Annotated in this window: 18 protein-coding genes and 2 tRNA genes; 15 read left to right on the forward strand and 5 right to left on the reverse strand. The window is 47.9% G+C overall.

The features are described from left to right. Positions 1-74: transfer RNA gene (locus Q0698_RS07065), tRNA-Asp, on the reverse strand. 20 nt (positions 75-94) lie between these two features. Continuing rightward, positions 95-170: transfer RNA gene (locus Q0698_RS07070), tRNA-Val, on the reverse strand. Between the two features lie 222 nt (positions 171-392). Here Q0698_RS07070 and Q0698_RS07075 point away from each other — a divergent pair. The 8 genes from Q0698_RS07075 (at position 393) to tsaA (ending at position 9,647) form a co-directional block, all read left to right on the forward strand. Beyond that, the gene (locus tag Q0698_RS07075; RefSeq protein ID WP_298635160.1) at positions 393-809 is read left to right on the forward strand and encodes a cytochrome c-type biogenesis protein; all 417 of its coding nucleotides are present in this window, start codon (positions 393-395) and stop codon (positions 807-809) included. Beyond that, entirely contained in the window at positions 806-1,831 is a 1,026-nt protein-coding gene (locus tag Q0698_RS07080) for a hypothetical protein (protein WP_298635162.1), read from the forward strand. The genes Q0698_RS07075 and Q0698_RS07080 overlap by 4 nt, the downstream gene beginning before the upstream one ends. Before the next feature lie 71 nt (positions 1,832-1,902). Beyond that, positions 1,903-5,358 carry a chromosome segregation protein SMC gene (gene smc, locus Q0698_RS07085; RefSeq protein ID WP_298635165.1) on the forward strand — a complete coding sequence of 1,152 codons (3,456 nt, stop codon included), beginning with the start codon at positions 1,903-1,905 and terminating at the stop codon, positions 5,356-5,358. A 12-nt stretch (positions 5,359-5,370) separates the two neighbouring features. Then, positions 5,371-6,303 (forward strand): cell division protein ZipA, encoded by a 933-nt coding sequence (gene zipA, locus Q0698_RS07090; RefSeq protein ID WP_298635167.1) that lies wholly within the window; start codon positions 5,371-5,373, stop codon positions 6,301-6,303. Then, positions 6,300-8,324 (forward strand): NAD-dependent DNA ligase LigA, encoded by a 2,025-nt coding sequence (gene ligA, locus Q0698_RS07095; RefSeq protein ID WP_298635169.1) that lies wholly within the window; start codon positions 6,300-6,302, stop codon positions 8,322-8,324. The genes zipA and ligA overlap by 4 nt, the downstream gene beginning before the upstream one ends. Further along, entirely contained in the window at positions 8,324-8,737 is a 414-nt protein-coding gene (locus Q0698_RS07100; protein WP_298635171.1) for a hypothetical protein, read from the forward strand. Before ligA ends, Q0698_RS07100 begins: the two co-directional genes overlap by 1 nt. Next, positions 8,738-8,953, forward strand: a complete 216-nt coding sequence (locus Q0698_RS07105; RefSeq protein ID WP_298635173.1) for a hypothetical protein — start codon at positions 8,738-8,740, stop codon at positions 8,951-8,953. Further along, positions 8,940-9,647 (forward strand): tRNA (N6-threonylcarbamoyladenosine(37)-N6)-methyltransferase TrmO, encoded by a 708-nt coding sequence (gene tsaA / locus Q0698_RS07110; RefSeq protein WP_298635175.1) that lies wholly within the window; start codon positions 8,940-8,942, stop codon positions 9,645-9,647. Before Q0698_RS07105 ends, tsaA begins: the two co-directional genes overlap by 14 nt. 103 nt (positions 9,648-9,750) lie before the next feature. On the opposite strand, the gene Q0698_RS07115 is transcribed toward tsaA, so the two are convergent. The 3 genes from Q0698_RS07115 to Q0698_RS07125 all read right to left on the reverse strand — a co-directional run bounded on the left by Q0698_RS07115 (position 9,751) and on the right by Q0698_RS07125 (position 13,600). Beyond that, on the reverse strand, positions 9,751-10,524 hold the full coding sequence (locus tag Q0698_RS07115) for an RNA methyltransferase (protein WP_298635177.1): 774 nt from the start codon (positions 10,522-10,524) through the stop codon (positions 9,751-9,753). 112 nt (positions 10,525-10,636) lie between these two features. Next, the gene (gene xthA / locus Q0698_RS07120) at positions 10,637-11,446 is read right to left on the reverse strand and encodes an exodeoxyribonuclease III (protein ID WP_298635179.1); all 810 of its coding nucleotides are present in this window, start codon (positions 11,444-11,446) and stop codon (positions 10,637-10,639) included. A gap of 39 nt (positions 11,447-11,485) precedes the next feature. Then, complete coding sequence (locus tag Q0698_RS07125) at positions 11,486-13,600, reverse strand: carboxy terminal-processing peptidase (RefSeq protein ID WP_298635181.1); 2,115 nt, start codon at positions 13,598-13,600, stop codon at positions 11,486-11,488. A 490-nt stretch (positions 13,601-14,090) separates the two neighbouring features. Here Q0698_RS07125 and purE point away from each other — a divergent pair, with 490 nt between their 5' ends. The 7 genes from purE (at position 14,091) to Q0698_RS07160 (ending at position 19,913) form a co-directional block, all read left to right on the forward strand. Continuing rightward, the gene (gene purE / locus Q0698_RS07130; protein ID WP_366140314.1) at positions 14,091-14,558 is read left to right on the forward strand and encodes a 5-(carboxyamino)imidazole ribonucleotide mutase; all 468 of its coding nucleotides are present in this window, start codon (positions 14,091-14,093) and stop codon (positions 14,556-14,558) included. A gap of 3 nt (positions 14,559-14,561) precedes the next feature. Continuing rightward, positions 14,562-15,680 carry a 5-(carboxyamino)imidazole ribonucleotide synthase gene (locus Q0698_RS07135; RefSeq protein ID WP_298635184.1) on the forward strand — a complete coding sequence of 373 codons (1,119 nt, stop codon included), beginning with the start codon at positions 14,562-14,564 and terminating at the stop codon, positions 15,678-15,680. A 441-nt stretch (positions 15,681-16,121) separates the two neighbouring features. Beyond that, positions 16,122-17,024: a 30S ribosomal protein S6--L-glutamate ligase gene (gene rimK / locus Q0698_RS07140; protein WP_298635186.1), complete on the forward strand. Its 903-nt coding sequence runs from the start codon at positions 16,122-16,124 to the stop codon at positions 17,022-17,024. 32 nt (positions 17,025-17,056) lie between these two features. After that, on the forward strand, positions 17,057-18,094 hold the full coding sequence (locus Q0698_RS07145) for a succinylglutamate desuccinylase/aspartoacylase family protein (RefSeq protein ID WP_298635188.1): 1,038 nt from the start codon (positions 17,057-17,059) through the stop codon (positions 18,092-18,094). After that, positions 18,091-18,531 (forward strand): RimK/LysX family protein, encoded by a 441-nt coding sequence (locus Q0698_RS07150; RefSeq protein WP_298635190.1) that lies wholly within the window; start codon positions 18,091-18,093, stop codon positions 18,529-18,531. Before Q0698_RS07145 ends, Q0698_RS07150 begins: the two co-directional genes overlap by 4 nt. Before the next feature lie 133 nt (positions 18,532-18,664). Next, entirely contained in the window at positions 18,665-19,609 is a 945-nt protein-coding gene (locus Q0698_RS07155; RefSeq protein ID WP_298635192.1) for a sodium-dependent bicarbonate transport family permease, read from the forward strand. 1 nt (position 19,610) lies between these two features. Further along, a complete protein-coding gene (locus Q0698_RS07160; RefSeq protein ID WP_298635195.1) occupies positions 19,611-19,913 on the forward strand; it encodes a transcriptional regulator in 303 nt (100 codons plus the stop codon). Positions 19,914-19,945 lie beyond the last annotated feature (32 nt).

The raw sequence follows: 19,945 nt of genomic DNA on the forward strand, positions 1-19,945 counted from the left end.
CGGACCGGACGGGACTCGAACCCGCGACCCCCGGCGTGACAGGCCGGTATTCTAACCAACTGAACTACCGGTCCGCATTTTAAACTTTTGAAACTGGTGGGTGATACAGGGATCGAACCTGTGACCTACGCCTTGTAAGGGCGCCGCTCTCCCAGCTGAGCTAATCACCCGAGCACGCCGCGCATTTTACGTAGACGGGGAAAGTTGTCAACTATAAAGTTAAAAAAACTAAATAAATCAATAAACTAACGATTTTTAATGACTATGCACTTACCGTAAAAAACCCGCGCTAAGTGTACCTATAGGCTAGGGCTAATGGTATCATTCGTGTTATAGAATCGCAGTGCCGTCACATTCAACTATTCGATGCGAAAGTTCTAACGGAACCTAATATGAAAAAACTACTTGCCGTTCTCTCCTTGCTAATTACTTCCGCTGTATATGGATCAATTGATCTCTATGAGTTTCGCAATGATTTAGATCGTATTCGCTTTGAATCTCTCACCGCCGAGTTGCGTTGCCCTAAGTGTCAAAATCAAGCTATCTCAGATTCCGATGCACCGATTGCTGAGGATATGAAGGACATAGTCTATGAAATGCTGATGGCCGATAAGTCGGATATTGAGATTAAAGACTATTTAGTTGCCCGTTATGGAGAGTTTGTCTTATATAGCCCAGAGATGACCGGTGTGAACTATGTGTTGTGGCTAGGGCCTTTTGTCCTTCTTTTTCTGGTGGTTGCCACTGCGGTGGTGGTTGTTCGTCGCAACAGCAATGATTTAACAGATGATGAAGGTACCTCGATATGATGTCTTTGGCCTTAGTGGTACTCGCCACGTTGTTGGTTTGCGGTGTCGTGGTATGGCAGCTTGCTAATCGAGATAGAGTGAGGAATAGCGGTCTGTCGGGAATGCTACTGGCCTTCGCGGTGATCTTAGTGCCGTTGATTGGGGTGCTTGGTTATCAATCTTCCGGTAGTCAGCACCTCGTTGAGATCGACTCGCTAGCAGTAGAATGGACGGAGGCTGTGAATACGGGGGCAGATGCCGCGGCAATTACCACTGAGCTGAGCGCACGCGTTAACAACGCGTTGGAGTCTTCACCCGAGCACGAACGACTATTATTCTTAGCGGCAACGCTCGATAAACAAGCAGGGCGATATCAAGCTGCTGAGGCTCGCTTTGCTCAAATGACTGCGTTATCGCCAAATGACCCGCAGGTCGCGGCAGAATACGCTCAGGTTAGTTACTTTGCTAATCGGGGTATTATGACGCCAACTATTCAGGCTCGCTTGGACCGTGCTTTAGAACTTGATTCTGAAAGTCGCCCGGTTTTAGCGCTGTTAGCAGTCCATAACTATCAGAATCAGCAACCTGAACTTGCCCTGAACTATTGGCAGAGATTATTACGGGTATTGCCGGTAGATAGTCCAAGCCGTCCGATGATCGTCGAAGCTGTTAATCAAGTTACGACCGAACTGGGAATCGATACATCAGCTCGGTCAGTTAAGGTTGCCATTAAAGGTGCCGAGGAAATTGTCGCGTCACCAGCAGCGGTGGTCTTCATCGTTGCTCGTCCTACCAGCCAGGGCGCTCCGCTAGCGGTAAAGCGTATCTCGGCAGCATCGCTTCCTACAGAGGTGGTTCTCAGTGCTCAAGATGAGATGATTAGTGGCCACAATATTGCGAATTTCGATCAATTCATTGTCTATGCCGTACTCAGTCAGACCGGCCAGGCAGGGAAACAGCAAGGTGATTGGGAGAGTGCTACATTTAGTGTAGATAGTGAGATTGAAGCACTAGATGTTGTCATTGACCGCCAAGTCGAATAAATTAGAAGTTAAGCTAATAATAATTGGAGCGCTTTAGGCGCCCACTGTTTGCAAGGAGCTGGTTCCGCCGCATGCGTCTTAAATCGATCAAGTTGGCAGGCTTTAAGTCTTTCGTTGATCCGACTACCGTTCATTTTCCTTCGAATCTGAGTGCTGTAGTGGGACCGAATGGCTGTGGCAAGTCAAATGTCATTGACGCAGTCAGATGGGTAATGGGCGAGTCGTCTGCTAAGAACCTCCGCGGTGAATCGATGACCGACGTCATCTTCAACGGTTCAAGTGGGCGTAAACCTGTCGGTCAGGCTTCCATCGAGTTAGTTTTCGACAATTCCGATCACTCGATTCAAGGTGAATGGAATCAATTTTCCGAAGTGTCCGTTAAGCGCAAAGTCACCCGCGAAAGTCAAAACACCTACTACATCAATGGTACTAAGTGCCGCCGACGTGATATCACTGATATTTTCCTTGGTACCGGGCTTGGCCCGCGAAGCTATGCAATCATCGAACAGGGAATGATATCTCGGTTGATTGAATCGAAGCCCGACGAGCTGCGTGTGTTTATCGAAGAGGCGGCGGGGATATCGAAGTACAAGGATCGGCGCCGAGATACCGAGAATCGAATTAAACGAACTCGCGAGAACCTCGAACGTCTAACGGATCTGCGGGACGAACTCGGTAGGCAGTTAGAACGTCTTGCTCGACAAGCATCGGAAGCCCAAAGGTATCGGAAGCTTCGTGCTGAAGAGCGTGAGCTAAAAGCCATGGTGATCGCAGTTCAGTGGAACGAGTTTGATCAGAAATTGGTCGAGTATGATGCACGAATAACAGAACTCGATAAAGAGATCGAAGACGTTCGCGCCAATAAAATGGGTGCGGAGAGCAAAATTGATTTACTTCGTAACCAAAGTGAATCTTTGCAGCAAAGCTATCAGACTGTTCAGCAGGCTTATTTTCAGTTGGGGTCAAAGATGGCTCAACTCGAGCAAAGTGCCAAGTTTAGCGAGGATAAGTCCAGTAAGTTGCAGCAGGAGTTACAACAGTCCTCGGCAGCACGAAGTGCTATCGACCTCCAACGCGAAGGTGATCACCAGCAGTTATCTGAGGCTCAAAGCTCGTTAGCGCTTCTAGAACCGGATTTGATGATACTTGACGAATCCTTATCTGAGCAGCAGCGCCTTGTTGATGAAGAGCGCGCAGTTCGTGAGCAGGCCTTCGAGGCGTTACAGCAGTGTAAACGAGACCTTGCGACATTCGAACAGCGCAAGGCCAACGTCCAGCAGCAGATTAACCAGCAAGATACAACGCTGCAGCAAATTGCTCAGCGCAAGCAGTCGCTGAAACTTGAGCTGGAAAAAGTAGAGCTCGGGTTAAAGAGCAGTGACCTTACGCTATTTGCTGAGCAACGCGACGCATCAAGTTCAGAATTAGCCGAGATGTCCAAGAAAGTTGCGGATACACAGCTCCTTCGTGATCAATTTAGAGCAGAGCTCAACAAAGCCAAAACGGAGCAGAGTGAACTAAGTCATACCAGTGTGAAACTCGAGTCGCGACTAGAGGCCATTGGGCTACTCCTTGCGGAGCGTGAAACTGCGGATTTGGCGTCAGTGATCGCTAAATACAATCTCGACGATTCGCCGACCTTGATGAGTCAGCTTAAAGTCCCCGAAGCCTGGCAAACTGTGTTCTCTTGGGTACTTGGCGCTTGGCTGGACGCGCGAATTAGCAGCGGAGATCACGGGCACGATGTTGTCGCGCCAAATTTATTGGTCGTTAGTTCATCACTTAGCCCAATGACTGGAAGCTTAGCGTCGTTAGTTGAAGCAGGGCAGGTGCCTGATTTTCTCAATAATATTTTGGTGGCTGAGGATTTAGCTCAGGCTCAGACAATGCGCCGCTCGTTGGCGCCTGGACAAAGTGTTATTTGTAAAACTGGTGAATGGTTGAGTCGTAACACCCAAACTATGTTGGGAGAGCAAACCGCCATTGATCCGCTGGTGCTGTTGGAAGAGCAAAGATTAATTAGTGATGAACTTCGTGAGAATTCAGAGTTACTTGAGGCTAGCTCCAGTAATCTGCAGAGCCTCACAGCGGAACTTAACGGGCTAGAGGCTTCGCTGCAAACACAGCGCCAGGCACTCATTGCGCAACAGAATCTCACAGCGCAGGTCGAAGCGGATTTCCGCGCCTCTGAAGCTACCTATTCACAGCTCAATAACCAAAAACTGTCACTTCAACGTAACGAGGCTGAACTCGAAGAAAGTGAGCTGCTAGCCGCTGAACTCCGTGAAGAGCTGTCCATGCAGTTAGAAATGTTGATGGAAGAATCTCAGGATGACCCTCAATTGACGTTAACACGAACACTCGAATCTTCTGAAGGGAAATTGCAGTTATTGTTAAACCAGCAACGTGAGGCTCAGGCTACTCAACAACAGCTGATAATGGATGTCCAACGTCATAGTTTGACCATCGATTCGGCTCAAGCAGCGCTTGCCCGAGTCGATGAACAGATTGAATCACGTCATGAACGCGAAGCGGAATTGAGAGAAGAGCTCTCGCTCATCGCGGAGGAAAATATTGAACTGCCGCTGCAGATTGAAGAGCTTGCCGAGCAGCGTATGGCCATGGAGTCTGATCTCGTTGCCGCAAAGCAACGGGCTGATGAAGTTGCTCATGAGCTTCGCAGTTTAGAATCGTCTCGTGGCGACGTAGAACGGATGGTTGAAAAGCTTCGCGAACGACTAGAACATCAGCGACTTGAGCGACAAACTGTTTACGTCAAACTAGGCGGTTTAGCTGAGCAGTTACGCGAACATGAAATTAACCTGAAAGCGGTATTAGATAGCTTACCCGAAGAGATTGACGTCAAGGCTTGGGAAGCCGAATTAATTCGTTTTGAACAGCGAATTAAGCGTTTAGGAGCCATAAACCTAGCGGCTATCGATGAGTATGAACAGGAGAAAGAGCGTAAAGACTACCTCGACGCTCATGATGCCGATCTCAATGAAGCCTTAGAGGCGCTCGAGGCGGCCATTCATAAGATTGACAAAGAAACACGTGCTCGTTTTAAAGCGACATTTGATACAGTGAACGCTGGTCTGCAAACGCTCTTCCCTAAGGTTTTTGGAGGCGGCGCGGCATGGCTTGAATTAACGGGCGAAGACCTTTTAGATACCGGTGTCTCCATTATGGCCAGGCCACCAGGTAAAAAGAACAGTACCATTCATTTGCTTTCCGGTGGAGAAAAGGCGATGACAGCCATTGCACTGGTGTTCTCGATTTTCCAACTAAATCCAGCGCCGTTCTGTATGCTAGACGAGGTTGATGCTCCGCTAGATGATGCTAACGTCGGACGCTATGCAAGGTTGGTTGAAGAAATGAGTGAAAACGTACAATTTATTTATATAACCCACAACAAGATTGCTATGGAAATGGCGAAACAGTTGCAGGGTGTCACGATGCATGAACCAGGCGTTTCTCGCCTAGTTTCTGTGGATGTTGATGAGGCCGTGGCATTAGCCGAGGCATAACCGAGATATAACATGGAACTTAACCTTCAAAATATTTCAATCTTAGTAGGCGTGCTCATTCTGCTGGTTTTAGCACTCGATGGCTTACGTCGTTCAATTCGAGCTAGGCGCTCTGAAATTAGAATGAATTTGAATTTGAAAGATGGCCTTGATAAAGATGTCCTCGAAGAACTCTCGCATGAGCTTCCCAGAGGTGGCGCCCGTGTTGTAAATCGCAATGGCGAAACGATAGATGCTTATGCGGAGGGGGACACTGAAGTTTCGGCTGATGAGTCAGTAGATCCTATCTATGATGAAACCACTAAGAGAGAGCCCAGCTTCGGAGTGACACCTAACCAGGTGGAATTTGACTTCCCCGAAGTTAAGGAAGCAGCAACTACTCACGTTGCATCCGGAAATGAAGATTTTGATCTGAATGAAGTGCCAACACTTACCGAGTCGGTTGAGGAGCCAGCGCCCGCGCCGCTGGTTTCTCAAGAGCCAGGTCACAACCTTGAACCCGGCGACGAAGTGCTTACAATTTTTGTCCGAGCTCGAAAAGGGACTCAGTTCGGTGGTCATGAAGTAGTTGAAGCACTACTTCGTAGTGGTGTTAACTACGGTAGTAAGAAAATTTTCCATGCACACTTCGATGACAAACTTAAAAACGAAGTCAGTTTCTCGGTAGCTAATATGGTTGAGCCGGGTTACTTTGATATCGAAGCGCTAAGTGAGTTTTCAACGACAGGACTGATTTTTTTCATGTCGCTGCCGAAACAGAATCCTCACATAGCACTTCGTACAATGGTCGATGCAGCAAGATCAACGTCTACAGCGCTCGATGGCGAGGTGTTCGATTCCGACCTCTCGGTATTCACTCAGCAGACGCTGACTCATTATGAAAACCGGCTTCACGAATTTACTCGGACGCAGATGCGCAAGCAGCGAGAAAGCACCGCCGAATGACCAAACAAACGTATTATAAATCCCTGGTTGATCGGCTCAATACGCTCTCTGTAGCCTATTACACTCATGATACACCGCTTGTATCTGACCAAGAGTATGATCAGCTGTATCAAGAACTTGTTGAACTAGAAGACACTTTTCCAGAATGGGTAGAGCAAAATTCGCCTTCTCAGCGGGTCGGTGATAAGCCTCTCGATGGCTTTCAGTCGGTAACGCACCTTAAACCCATGCTCAGCCTCAATAATGCATTTTCGGATGACGATTTAGCTGACTTCTACCGTCGCTGCACGGCGGCGATCGGTGGGCAAGATCTTGAGTTATGCTGTGAGTACAAATTGGATGGAGTGGCGCTAAGTCTTGTCTATGAGCACGGAATATTAGTACAGGGCGCAACCCGTGGAGATGGAACGACGGGCGAGAATATTACCAGTAATGTTCGAACCATTCGTAATATCCCGCTTAAGCTAGCGTTGACTAATCCACCGGCTCGACTTGAGATTCGTGGCGAGGTGATTATGCCCCACGCCGGATTTAAGGAATTTAACGAACATGCGGTAGCAAACAATACTAAGCCGTTTGTGAATCCTCGAAACGCCGCCGCAGGGAGCCTGCGTCAGCTCGATCCAGTCATTACCTCGGCAAGGCCATTAGCCTTTTATGCCTATAGTGTTGGCGATCTATCAGAGGGTAAGGCCTTTAATAGCCATTTTGAGCAACTTCAATATATTAGTGCTGCGGGTCTAACGGTTAATGCCACTACAAGGGTCTGTACCTCACTGAATGAGGCTATCGAGTATTACGAGCAAGCGGATCGTGATCGCGCCTCCCTCGGCTATGATATCGACGGTATTGTTTATAAGGTCAACGATTTAACACTGCAGCAGCAAATTGGCTTTGTAGCGAGAGCGCCACGGTGGGCAGTCGCGCGTAAATTTCCAGCTCAAGAAGCTTTCACAACGGTAATCGATGTTGAGTTTCAGGTGGGGCGAACCGGTGCCATTACCCCGGTAGCTCGTTTGGAGCCCGTTTTTGTCGGTGGAGTAACCGTTTCCAATGCGACCTTACATAATATGGATGAGATCGAACGTTTAGGACTCCATATTGGCGACAGAGTTGTGATTCGTCGAGCAGGCGATGTGATTCCTCAGATTGCGGCTGCGTTGGCTCCTGAAGACACAGTGAGAGGGGAAAAACCGGCGCTACCGACGTGCTGTCCTGTGTGTGAATCGCTGGTAGAGCGAGACGATAACTTTGCGGTGGCCCGTTGTACCGGTGGCGTTGTTTGTTCGGCCCAGCGTAAAGCAAGCTTAATTCACTTCGCCTCCCGTAAGGCCTTTGATATTGATGGCTTCGGTGACAAGCTTATCGATCAACTCGTCACCAATGAAGTGCTCACTGATTTTCCTGACGTCTTCACGCTTACCTTCGATCAGCTAGTGAACCTCGAACGATTTGGAGAGAAGAGTGCGACCAAGTTACTTTCGGCGATTGAGGCCAGTAAGTCGGTCACGTTAGCGCGGTTGATCTATGCACTCGGTATTCGTGAAGTGGGTGAGGCTACGGCTTTAGAACTTTCGCGGTACTTTGGTGATCTTTACCGCTTGGCTGATGCATCTCGGGAAACCTTAGAGTCTATTGATGATGTAGGGCCTATCGTCGCAGGACATATTTTGACCTACTTCGCTGAACCTAAACATCGAGCGACCATCGATAAACTATTCGCAGTGGGAGTAAAGCCGAAAGTGGAGACCGCTTCGTCCGGTAATCCTAACGCGCTAGCGGGATTGACCATTGTCTTAACAGGGAGTTTCTCCTCGATGAATCGCAACGAAGCAAAACAGCGATTACAGACGTTTGGTGCGAAGGTGGCAGGCTCGGTATCGGCGAAAACCTCACGCGTGTATGCGGGTCCTGGTGCAGGATCAAAGCTAGCGAAAGCAGAGCAGTTGGGTGTTGAGGTGTTTACCGAAGAAGACTTAATTCAACTATTCGCCACATTGGACTCAGAGGTAACAGAGTAATGCAAGAATCGATTGTATACGGCTGCATAACAGATACGAGTCCGGCGCTGGACGTTGAACGACGCCGACAGAACCGTATTGCGTTGGCGCATTTACCCGCCAATGAAGCCTGGCAGTTTCTTAACCGTGAAATGTTTTCGGTACCAGAGCATACTCAGCCACGTGGCGATTTTATTACCGAAGTTATGCATTTCGGTTCATCGTATGGTGCCATTGAATATGAATGGGATGAGTGGATTAAACAGTTTGAAGCACTATTAACGAAGATGTATTGGGTGTCGGCAACCGTCCATCTCGAAACTGAATTACGAGGCACTCATAGTTTTGTATGGACCCCTGACGGAGACCACCATCGCCCCGGCAGCAATGCAATGTCGGTGAAATGTGAGTGGCTACATGAGACGAGTTATTAAATGAAGAAAATATTTCGTAAATTCAAAACCCCGGTACTGGGAATCATTGCCATGGCGGTGATGCTTTGGGGTGTTCACCGAGCCTTTCACGTTAGCTATGGCGAAATGTTTGCGCTCTTTAAGGAAGTCTCGCCATTCTTTCTTTTCGTTATTGCGCTAGGAAGCGTTGCCGCGTTGTTGTTGCGTTGGTGGACCTCTCGCCGTGACGACCTCTAGGGATTTCAGCTTTACTCAGATCGGCGTCATTCGCACCCCGTTTGATAGCAAGTTTGCAGTGCCTCGCCAACCTAGTTTAGCGCCCTCAACACGCGGGGTGATTGTCCTCGATGAAGGCTATTCCGATCCGAATTACGTGTTAGGGCTGGAGCGCTGCTCACATATTTGGCTTAGTTTCGTCTTCCATCTCGTTGGTGCTTCTAGTAAGCCTACTGTTCGGCCACCACGTTTGGGCGGTAACGAACGGGTAGGGGTCTTCGCGACGCGCTCAACACATCGGCCGAACCCCCTCGGTTTGTCAGTAGTTAGGCTAGATCGGGTCGAACACAAGGCTCGGACTGAGCTGCATGTTTCGGGTGTGGATTTAGTTAACGGCACGCCGATATTAGATATAAAACCGTATGCACCGTATGTGGATTCGGTAAATCACGCCGAGTACGCTCTTGCCGATAACCAGCCCGATCGCTTGCAAGTAACGTGGAGCCAAGCGGCTAGCAATAGCTTTGAGTCAATTAAGCCTTCACTGGTGTTGATTGACAAAGTGGCAGTAGAGCAAATACTTGCGCAGGATCCTCGACCTTCCTATCACAGCGATGATTCGCGCGTATACGGAGTGAGCTTAGAGGGCGTAGAGTTCAAGTTTCGGGTGACTAACAATGAAGTGATCATTCAGACAGTTGAAACGCCGTGTTAACGTAAGCAACCTACGCTAGCGAAAGGGCCACTCGTTCTCGACTCTTTAGTTTACTTTGCCTTGCTGAAACACGAGGTGCTTCAGTTGTGCGAATACTACCGTACTAACGCACTTGGGTTGCGTACGCTACGAGCGATGCAGCAACCGCAACATTCAATGACTCTACCTCGTTACTCATGGGGATGGATAACGCATGAGTAGCGGCACGACGGGTTTCCTTGGAGACTCCATCGCTCTCGTTACCCATTACATAAACAGTGCCCACCTTATCTTTGGCAGCGTAATTAAATACGTTGTCATCCGCTTCACCCGCTAACACAGCGATATTAAGTCCCCGAGTCTGAATGACCTCAAGTGCCTCGATAACGGTATCGCAAAGCAAAATAGGGGCTTTGAATAGGGTTCCAGCACTACTTTTTACTACCAGCGCATTAAGGCTAGCGTTAGCTTGGCGAGGGATGATGAGCCCGTTTATACCAGCGGCCGCAGCGCTTCGAATAATCATACCTACGTTCTGAGGGTTAGTGACATTATCTAAAAGCAACCAGTGACCAACCTCGCACTCACTCTTAAGCGTTTCAGCGCTCAATAGGTTCATCTTGGCATTGTGTACGTCTACCACAACACCTTGGTCCTGTTTCATATTACGTGAAATACGTGAGAGCGCCTTGCGGTCATGATACAGAATTTCTACGTTACGACTCTCAGCCGCCCGAATGATATCTTTGATGATTCCCTGAGGCTTATTACTATCGGCTAGATGCAGCCGATGAATCGACAGAGATTTGTCTTCTAACATCTCCAACGCCGGCTTACGGCCATATACGCTGATCATTGACGCGAGAAACTGCTTCTTAGCTTGATAGTCGGCGGTCATTGGACTCTCTTGTTAATTGGTGGACGTTTGATTATATGTCTAGGATGACTTTAGTGTCGCAAACTTTAGCTAGTCACTACCCTAAATATTCGTCTAGTCACTTCTGCGAAGATTATAGCTCGACTTCAAGCCAACATGGGGCATGATCAGAGGGTTTTTCCATTGCTCTAATATCGTAATCGATCCCAGACTGCTTTAGGCTATCGGTTAGAAAGTTCGACGTTAGTATCAGGTCAATACGTAAACCGGTTCTAGGGTCGCGCTCAAAACCTCGGCTGCGATAGTCAAACCAACTCAACTCGGTAGCATCCGGCTTAAGGAATCGATGACTATCTACAAAGCCTAGGCCTGTTAATGTTGCTAACCATTCACGTTCAATAGGCTGAAAGCTCGCTTTGCCTGTTCTCAGCCATCGCTTTTGGTTATCGGAGCCAATGCCAATGTCAATGTCTGCAGGGGCGATGTTGTTGTCGCCCATGAGTATCACCGCTTCCTTGGATAAATCATGCGCCTGCATTTGCGCAGTGAGATCCGTGTAAAACTTCTCCTTAGCAGGAAACTTTGTTGGGTGACTAAGACTATCTCCCTGAGGGTAGTAGCCATTGTAAACGTGGAAAATCTCCCCCTGGACATCATAACTGCCGCCAACGAAGCGCTTTTGGTCTTCATCTGTATCGGATGGAAAACCTTTGGTGACTGTAAGCGGCGGAAGTTTCGACAGTAGCGCTACGCCGTAGTGCGACTTTTGACCATGAAAAATACAGTGATAGCCCATGGCTTCAATTGCTTCGAGTGGGAACTGAGGATCATCAACCTTCGTTTCCTGCAGGCCAATAAAATCGGGGTTGTGGCGATCTATAATGGCATCAAGTTGATGAAGCCGAGCTCGGACACTATTGATATTAAAACTGATGAAACGCATGCTGACCCCTGAAGAGAACAGGGGCCATGTAAAGGACGACTAGTCGTCGCGCTGAACCCAACGACCAATGTTCTCTGAACGTGTTAGATTAATTAGGTCAACAAGGATATACGTGGACTCGTCGAGAATAAAGTCGGGGGGAGAGTTTTCTTCACTCTCCTCAGCAACTTCAAGATCGCTGTCAGTCGCGTCATCAGCTTCTTTGTTCAGCTCGTCGAGCGAAGTTAGCAGTTCTTGGCCTTTAAGCGAACGGCGATTGTTCTCCAATGCTAATGCTGATGCTTCAAACTCATCCTTTTCCTTGAGGCGTTGTTCATAGTTTAAAGTGATCTCGGTTTGTTGTCCTTGCGTTTGCATCCAGTCATAGCGTTCGCGAAGATAGTTGAAATCACCGTCGTCAGCTGTCCGTTCACGATGCTGAGCGGCTAGCATCGGAGCGTAAAGTTCAGTGTCAATCCAAACATTGTGATCTACGGCGTGGATAGGCTCCCACGCTAGCGCATAAGGATAAGCACTCTCTCCAATGTCGCTAGGATCGTACTGCAACGGAAACTCGATGTGTGGCACCACTCCATCAAACTGTGTACTTTGACCATTCACTCGGTAGAACATCGATTCAGTCACTTTGAGTGCCCCGCCGTCAAACGATTCGATGCTCTGAACTGTTCCTTTTCCGAAGGTCGGGGTACCTACGACGATACCTCGTTGGTAATCCATAATGGCTCCAGCGAAGATTTCCGATGCAGAAGCTGAAAGACGATTGGTCATTACTACTAGTGGACCACTATAAATCATGGGATGACGGGCACGGTGTTGGCGTGATACACGCGTATCGCCGTAACGAATTTGTACCACAACTCCGGGATCAATGAATAAATCGGTGAGACGATCAGCTTCTAAAAGTGCTCCACCGCCATTATTCCGCAAATCAATCACAATCCCCTCAACCCGTTCCGCTTCCATATCACGGAGTATGTCGAAGACGTCGTTGGCTGTGGAACGAAAGTTTGGATCGCGATTTCGATAGGCTTCCATATCCATATAGAATTTTGGAATGGTAATAACACCCACTTTACGGATACGCTCGCCATCCCATACGTCATGAACTTCGCCCGATGCGGCGGATTCCTCCAGTTGAACGGCCTCGCGCACAATGGCAACGTCAATTGCGCCTGAAATATCGTCAGTCCCGCGTTTTAGGACTTGGAGGCGAACGGTTGAACCCGAATCTCCGCGAACTAAATCCACGACATCATCGAGCCGCCATCCAATGACATCCTCAAAAGGTTCATCATCTTGAGCAACGCCAATAATCCGATCGGCAGGAGAGAGATTCCCCTCTTTGTCGGCTGGGCCATTGTTTACTAAGGAAACTATTTTGGTGTACTCGCCATCCTGTTGAAGTACTGCTCCAATGCCTTCAAGTTGCAGGCGCATCGAGATCTCAAAATTTTCTAATGCTCGGGGAGAAAGATACGAAGAATGCGGATCGTAGGCTAATGTGAGCGCGTTCGCGTACTGGTCGAAGGCGTCGCCTGCATTAAGCTGTGATAGTCTTCGAGCTTGATTGTCGTAACGCTTTTGAAGCGTTTCAGTCGCTGCCTCCGGATCTTTTCCCGCAAGTTTAAGACTGAGTGCGGCATTCTTGAGATAACGGCGCCAAAGATCGTCAGCCTCGGCCATATCCGTTGGCCACGCAGCCTCACTCCGATCGCGCTCTAAACCTTCATCGATACTAAAATCGAACTGATCGACACCGCCACCGAGGAGCGCTTGGATTGATTCATAGCGCTCAAAGGTACGTTGATTATAGCGTTCATTAATATATTCAAGCGGCTCAAGCGAGCCCGATAAAGTGTGATCATCCAGGGTAAGACGATACTTTTCGAAATCATCGATGTCGCCCTGAATAAAAAAGAGTCGGCTTGGATCGAGAGATTTGAGATATAACTCAAACCAACGTTCCGAATAGGCGTCGTTGAGGGTCTGTCGTGAATAATGTTCCGCCTCAAGCATCTCAGCAATGTCCTGCAGAGTTTCCTGCTCAACGGCACTGAATTCGAAATCGTTTTGTTGGTAAGCGATAGCAGAACCAACGCTAAAGCTCGAGATGGTTAGCCAAATAGCTAGTGGTTTGAGGGAACTCTTAATCACAGCGTACTCCTAAATCAGACGCAGTTTCAGTTATCTGCAAGTATAGACAGCGTAATGAATGTTTTCGTTCCGCTCAATGTTTAAAGCTAGGTTCTGCGGTAATCCATTAGAAAGATCGGGATCGGAGAGGATGAGGTTGACGGGTTTAGGATATCAAGCGTCTAGCTCGATGAGTTATTGATTAGTGTGAATTTTACAGCCTCCATCTCTTCTCATAACAGTAACTGTTACTATTTAGTTAGGTTGCCGCTGAGTAGGTTTTTCAGAAAGATCTTTTTTGTTACGTTCAGATAAAGACGGTGCCTTCGTTTACGGAACTAGTTAACGGATTATGCTTATATTGGCACCTTGCCAAAGCCGCTTTTTCGCAATACGTTCGACTACGATCAATCGAGATTACAGCTAGTATTCGAGTCAAAACGGTTGTTTTTTTGCTTTTTATGGAGAAGTTGTTGTGAGTACATCTAACACGCCATTGGTTGGTGTCATTATGGGATCTAAGTCGGATTGGGAAACAATGAGTCACGGAGTTGCAATCTTAGAGCAATTTGGTATTCCTCATGAAGTGGAAGTCGTCTCAGCACACCGTACTCCGGACAAATTATTCAGCTATGCAGAACACGCTGAATCACGGGGTATAGAGGTAATCATTGCGGGTGCTGGCGGCGCTGCCCATTTGCCAGGCATGGTCGCGGCGAAGACTTCGCTACCAGTGTTAGGGATTCCAGTGCAGTCGAAGGCCTTAAATGGTATGGATTCGCTGCTTTCTATTGTGCAGATGCCCGGTGGTATCCCCGTAGCAACGTTAGCAATTGGCAAGGCGGGCTCTACCAATGCTGGTCTATTAGCAGCGAGTATTTTAGGGAATAAGTACCCAGAAATTAAAGCCGCGCTGAACGAATTCCGCGCGACGCAGACCGATACCGTCCTGAGTAACCCAGATCCACGAGAAGCTTAATTTATGAAATTTGGAATTTTAGGTGCTGGTCAGCTTGCGCAAATGATGGCCATAGCGGGTAGGGAAATTAATGACGAGTTCAGCTTTTTGAGTGACGATCCGAACTCTTGCTCAGCCCCATACGGAGACTTAATTGTCGCGAGCTACGAGGACGTTAACGCGCAGAACAAGCTGGCGCAATGGGCCGATGTGGTGACTTACGAGTTTGAGAATGTCTCCGGTGAGGCTGTTGCGAATATCGAAGCTCAAGTACCTGTTCATCCTTCATCCTCTGCGTTGGCAGTATCCAGCGATCGATTACTAGAGAAAACCTTGTTCAATTCACAGCAGGTAGGCACTGCTGACTTTTGCGCAGTTTCCTCAGCGGAGGAAGTGGTTAACGCCTTTAAAGAACTAGCTCGTCCCTGTATTTTGAAAACCCGCTCAGAAGGCTACGATGGGAAAGGTCAGGCGGTGATACGTTCTCTCGACGATATTGCCGCAGCGTGGGAAAGTGTGGGTGGCGTACCTTGTATCCTTGAAGCAATGGTTCCCTTTGATCGCGAGATTTCCGTGATTGCTGCTCGTTCGCCGAGCGGTGAAATTGCCTACTACCCAATTAGTGAAAACAGTCATCGTGAAGGGATTCTTAGGCTCTCCGTTGCACTGCAGAACGACCCGATGCAAGCGACAGCTGAAAGTATGGTTAAGCGCCTGATGGAGGAGCTTAACTACGTGGGAGTGATAGCCCTTGAGTTGTTCCAGGTAGGCAACGAGCTTCTCGCTAATGAATTCGCACCGAGAGTCCATAATACCGGTCACTGGACCATCGAAGGTGCGGTAACGTCGCAGTTCAAAAACCACCTATTGGCCATCGCCGATGAGCGCCTAGGCTCAACAACGGTGAGTACGGACGTGGCAATGGTTAATCTCATTGGTAGTATCCCGGAACAGGAACGATTAGCAGCAGTGCCAGCCGCGAATCTGCATGCGTATGGTAAATCAGATAGAGCAAATAGAAAGGTCGGCCACATCACTTTGGTTAGAAACAACGAGCAGTCTCTCTATGAGTTCAAACAGGATGTATCAACGTTACTTGCAATGGTTGGCGAAGCTGACTTAGCAGCGTCGTTTCTCAAGTAGCTATTCGTCTGCAAATAGGCTGTCATAGTGATTGTTCTCTATACTGAATCGATGGAACGTTCAGGGTTAATTAGTGGCAGTGGTCTCTGGGCTGGTTAGTTCGGTAGTGTTTCCGACCCGAATTAATCCACGCGCAACGCGTTCAGAGACCAAGATTAAGTATTATGGCGTCACCACACTAGGTACCCATACACCCACGCACTATCGATTTTTGTTGAACTAATCCAACCAACTTAACGTGTCTTCGTGTCAATCAGCCCGCAATCTAATTGAACGCCTCCCTCAAGACGCGTAGCGGTTACTCGGAAGCTATTTACTCAGGTAAGCAAAGATTAATTCATTGTTTTCTCTTCGGTCGATTTGTGATTTCCCCTGAGAAAAAGTTCACATTTTTTTCACTGTCTACTAGTTTTAGAAGTTTAATCAATTAAGAGGCGCCTGATGAAAATTGCTATTTTATCGCGTAACCCAAAGCTTTATTCCACGAGACGACTCTATGAGGCAGCGAAACAAGCTGGTCATGAGGTAGATGTCATTGATACGCTTCAGTGCTATATGGATATCACGAGTAGTCGCCCAACCGTTCGATATCATGGTGAGGAGCTCCCTCGGTACGACGCTATCATTCCTCGTATTGGCGCATCAGTGACTTTTTATGGTACCGCTGTAGCCCGCCAGTTTGAAATGATGGGTACCTACAATATTAATGAATCTGTAGCCATTAGCCGATCTAGGGATAAACTACGTTCTCTCCAATTACTTTCACGCAAGGGCGTTGGTTTACCCAGAACGGGGTTCGCCAGCAAGCCCGATAACATCAAGGATTTGATCAAAAACGTAGGGGGTGCACCAGTTGTTATTAAGCTTCTTGAAGGCACCCAAGGTATCGGAGTGGTACTAGCTGATACGGCTAAGGCCGCTGAAAGTGTAATTGAAGCGTTTATGGGTTTAAAAGCGAATATTTTGGTTCAAGAATTTATTAAGGAGGCCGGAGGCGCTGATCTCCGCTGTTTAGTGGTTGGCGGAAAGGTCGTGGCCGCAATGAAGCGTCAGGGCGCTGAGGGCGAATTTCGATCGAATCTCCATCGCGGAGGCTCTGCAGAGGTCGTGAAACTCTCTAAAGCCGAGCGAGAGACCGCTCTTAACGCTGCCAAAGTAATGGGGCTTAACTTCTGTGGGGTTGACTTACTTCGCTCCGCCAACGGACCAATGGTTATGGAGGTCAACTCGTCGCCTGGTCTAGAAGGGATCGAGAGGGCTACTAAGCTAGACGTTGCTGGAAAAGTGATTGAATTCATTGAAAAGAAAGCCAAGGCCAACGCGAGCAATAGTACGAAGGGATAAGGGTAATTGGCAATTGAAGCAAGGAAATTATTATGGAACCGTTAAAAATTGGGGAACACCTAGTTTACCCAGGTGAATCAAAAAAGATTGATCTTCCGGTCGCTAAACTTTATACCGATGCCGACGTGAATCTTCCGATCTTCGTAAAGCGCGGGAAGAAGGCTGGACCGACGATCTTCGTCAGTGCAGCAGTGCATGGAGATGAGTTAAATGGCGTGGAAATAATTCGTAGATTAATTAGCTTGAAGGGCTTTAAAGTCTCGGCGGGCACCTTGATTTTAGTACCTATCGTTAATGTCTATGGAGTATTGAATCAATCTCGTTATATGCCTGATAGACGTGATCTTAACCGTAGTTTTCCAGGTTCGCTCAAGGGCTCTCTAGCAGGTAGAGTAGCAAGTATTTTCCTGAAGGAAATTGTCTCGCAGTGTCAGTACGGAATTGACTTGCATACGGGTGCGATTCACAGATCGAACTTACCTCAAGTCCGAGCACAACTTGACGACATTGAGACGCTAGAGTTAGCTAAAGCGTTCGACGTCCCAGTGATACTGAACGCGGATATTATCGATGGTTCCCTTCGCGGTGCAGCGGTTGAGAATGGCACCAAGATTCTGCTTTACGAGGCAGGCGAGGCTCTGCGCTTCGATGACTTCTCGATTCAGGCCGGAATGCAAGGTGTGATTAACGTACTAAGACACCTAAAGATGATGCCAAAGAGCCGCTCAAAGAAACGAAAGACCGAGCAGTTCATTGCGAATAATAGTCGCTGGGTTCGTGCTGGAAGTAGTGGATTTGTTGCGCATAATTATTCGTTAGGCGACCAAGTCGCTAAAGGCGATGTCCTCGCAACTATTGGTAGCCCCTATGGCGAGCTACTTGATGAGGTCATTGCGAATAAAAGCGGCGTCATTATTGGCAGGCAAAATATTCCCTTAGTTCAAGAGGGTGAAGCCATGTACCATATTGCCTTTTTCGAAGGCAATGATGACGATATTGCAAATCTAATTGAACAGCGGGAGGAAGAGTTGATTAAGCAGGGTATGAAATCAGATGAGTTTTTAGAGTGAAAAAAATCATCATCGGACATATTGAGAATATCGATCTACCCGATTTGGGGCTCTATCAACTGACCGCTAGAGTTGACTCAGGCGCTCAGACCTCATCACTCCACGTTGACAATATTTCAACCACGAGCGTGAAGGGTAAACCTGGCGTTTCGTTTGATATTCAGCCCGAAATATATAATGTGGATAGCGTGCTCAACTGCAAAGCGGTTCTCGTAGATGTTCGTAAGATCAAGTCATCTAATGGCGCTACTGAGAAACGCTATGTGATCAGAACGACTGCTAGGCTTGGTGAGTTTAGTTGGGCGATAGAAATTACCCTTACTGATCGATCTGATATGACCTACTTAATGTTACTTGGACGTCAAGCGATGGGCAGTAATTTCTATATCGATCCATCGAAAGCATTCGCTGCTTCAGATGGCCTTAACGCAGAGTGACTGTTTGGTCAACTAGGTTAAATTACGATAGCTAGCAAGCTGTTTTCAAGGTAGTCTTAGCTCGAACTCAGGACTCGAGCGTTTACGACTACCTTGGAATTTCACCTAGTGCTATAGGGATTTGACGGCCTGCATGACTGAACCAATTATTTTATTTTTCATTTTCGGCGTTTTAGCCGGCTTGATAAAGGCAGAATTACGTCTACCTTCTCAAATTTATGATTTTGTTAGTACTCTTCTATTGATTACGATCGGACTTAAAGGGGGAGTCGAACTTGCGAAGCAACCGTTTCTCACACTCCTCCCTCAAATCATCGCAGTCTTCCTAATGGGCGTTCTGATCCCTTTCATTGCCTTTCCAGTGCTTAAGATCTTGGGTAAGTTCAACCGTGCGGATGCCGCTTCCATCGCAGCGCATTATGGTTCAGTCAGCGTGGGTACCTTTGCGGTAGCCATTGCGTTTATGGGCACGAATAACATCTACTTTGAAGAGTATATGGCGCTCTTATTAGTTATTCTCGAGATACCAGCCATCATTGTCGGTATTGTGTTAGCTAAAGGGCTTTCAAAGAAGACGAAATGGGGCGAAGTCGCTCACGAGATCTTCACGGGCAAAGGAATATTGCTTCTTCTAGGAGGTTTATTCATTGGCTGGATAGCCGGGGAAGCTGCGCTCGGTTCAATCAAACCGCTATTTTTCGACCTCTTCAAGGGCATACTTGCGCTCTTCCTGCTTGAGATGGGAATTATTGCGGCATCAAAGCTGAGTGCACTGAGACAGTACGGACTCTTCCTATTAGCGTTTGGCATCGTGATGCCGTTGGTATCGGCGCTGATCGGTATCGGGGTGGGCCTACTTCTGGAACTATCAGTGGGCGGCACGGCGATGATCGGTATTTTGGCCGCCAGTGCGTCTTATATCGCCGTACCCGCCGCGATGCGTTTATCAGTACCTGAAGCGAATCCAACCCTGTCGCTTACCGCGTCGCTGGGTATAACCTTTCCCTTTAACGTCTTAATCGGCATCTCGCTATACTACGAGCTTGCCGTGTTCGCCCATCAGTACACTGGAGCCTAATATGCAAGCCACAAACCGAACGTTAATTACTATCGTCACCGAGGCTTCTTTGGAAAACAGACTTGCCAGGGAACTCGATGAGTTTGGTGTTCATGGTTATACCATCATTGACGCCAGAGGGAAGGGCGCCCGAGGACTTCGAAGTGGTGACTGGGATGTAGAGAGCAATATCCGGGTTGAGGTTATCTGTAGTGAGCAGATTGCACTCGATTTGATGAATCATTTACAAGATAAGTATTATGATAACTTTGCGATGATCACTTATAGTCATGAAGTCTTCGTTCTTCGCCCGGAAAAGTTTTAGGGCGCTATGATAAGTATTACAACAGGGAACCA

This window comes from uncultured Umboniibacter sp., assembly GCF_947497555.1.
GTDB lineage: Bacteria > Pseudomonadota > Gammaproteobacteria > Pseudomonadales > DSM-25080 > Umboniibacter.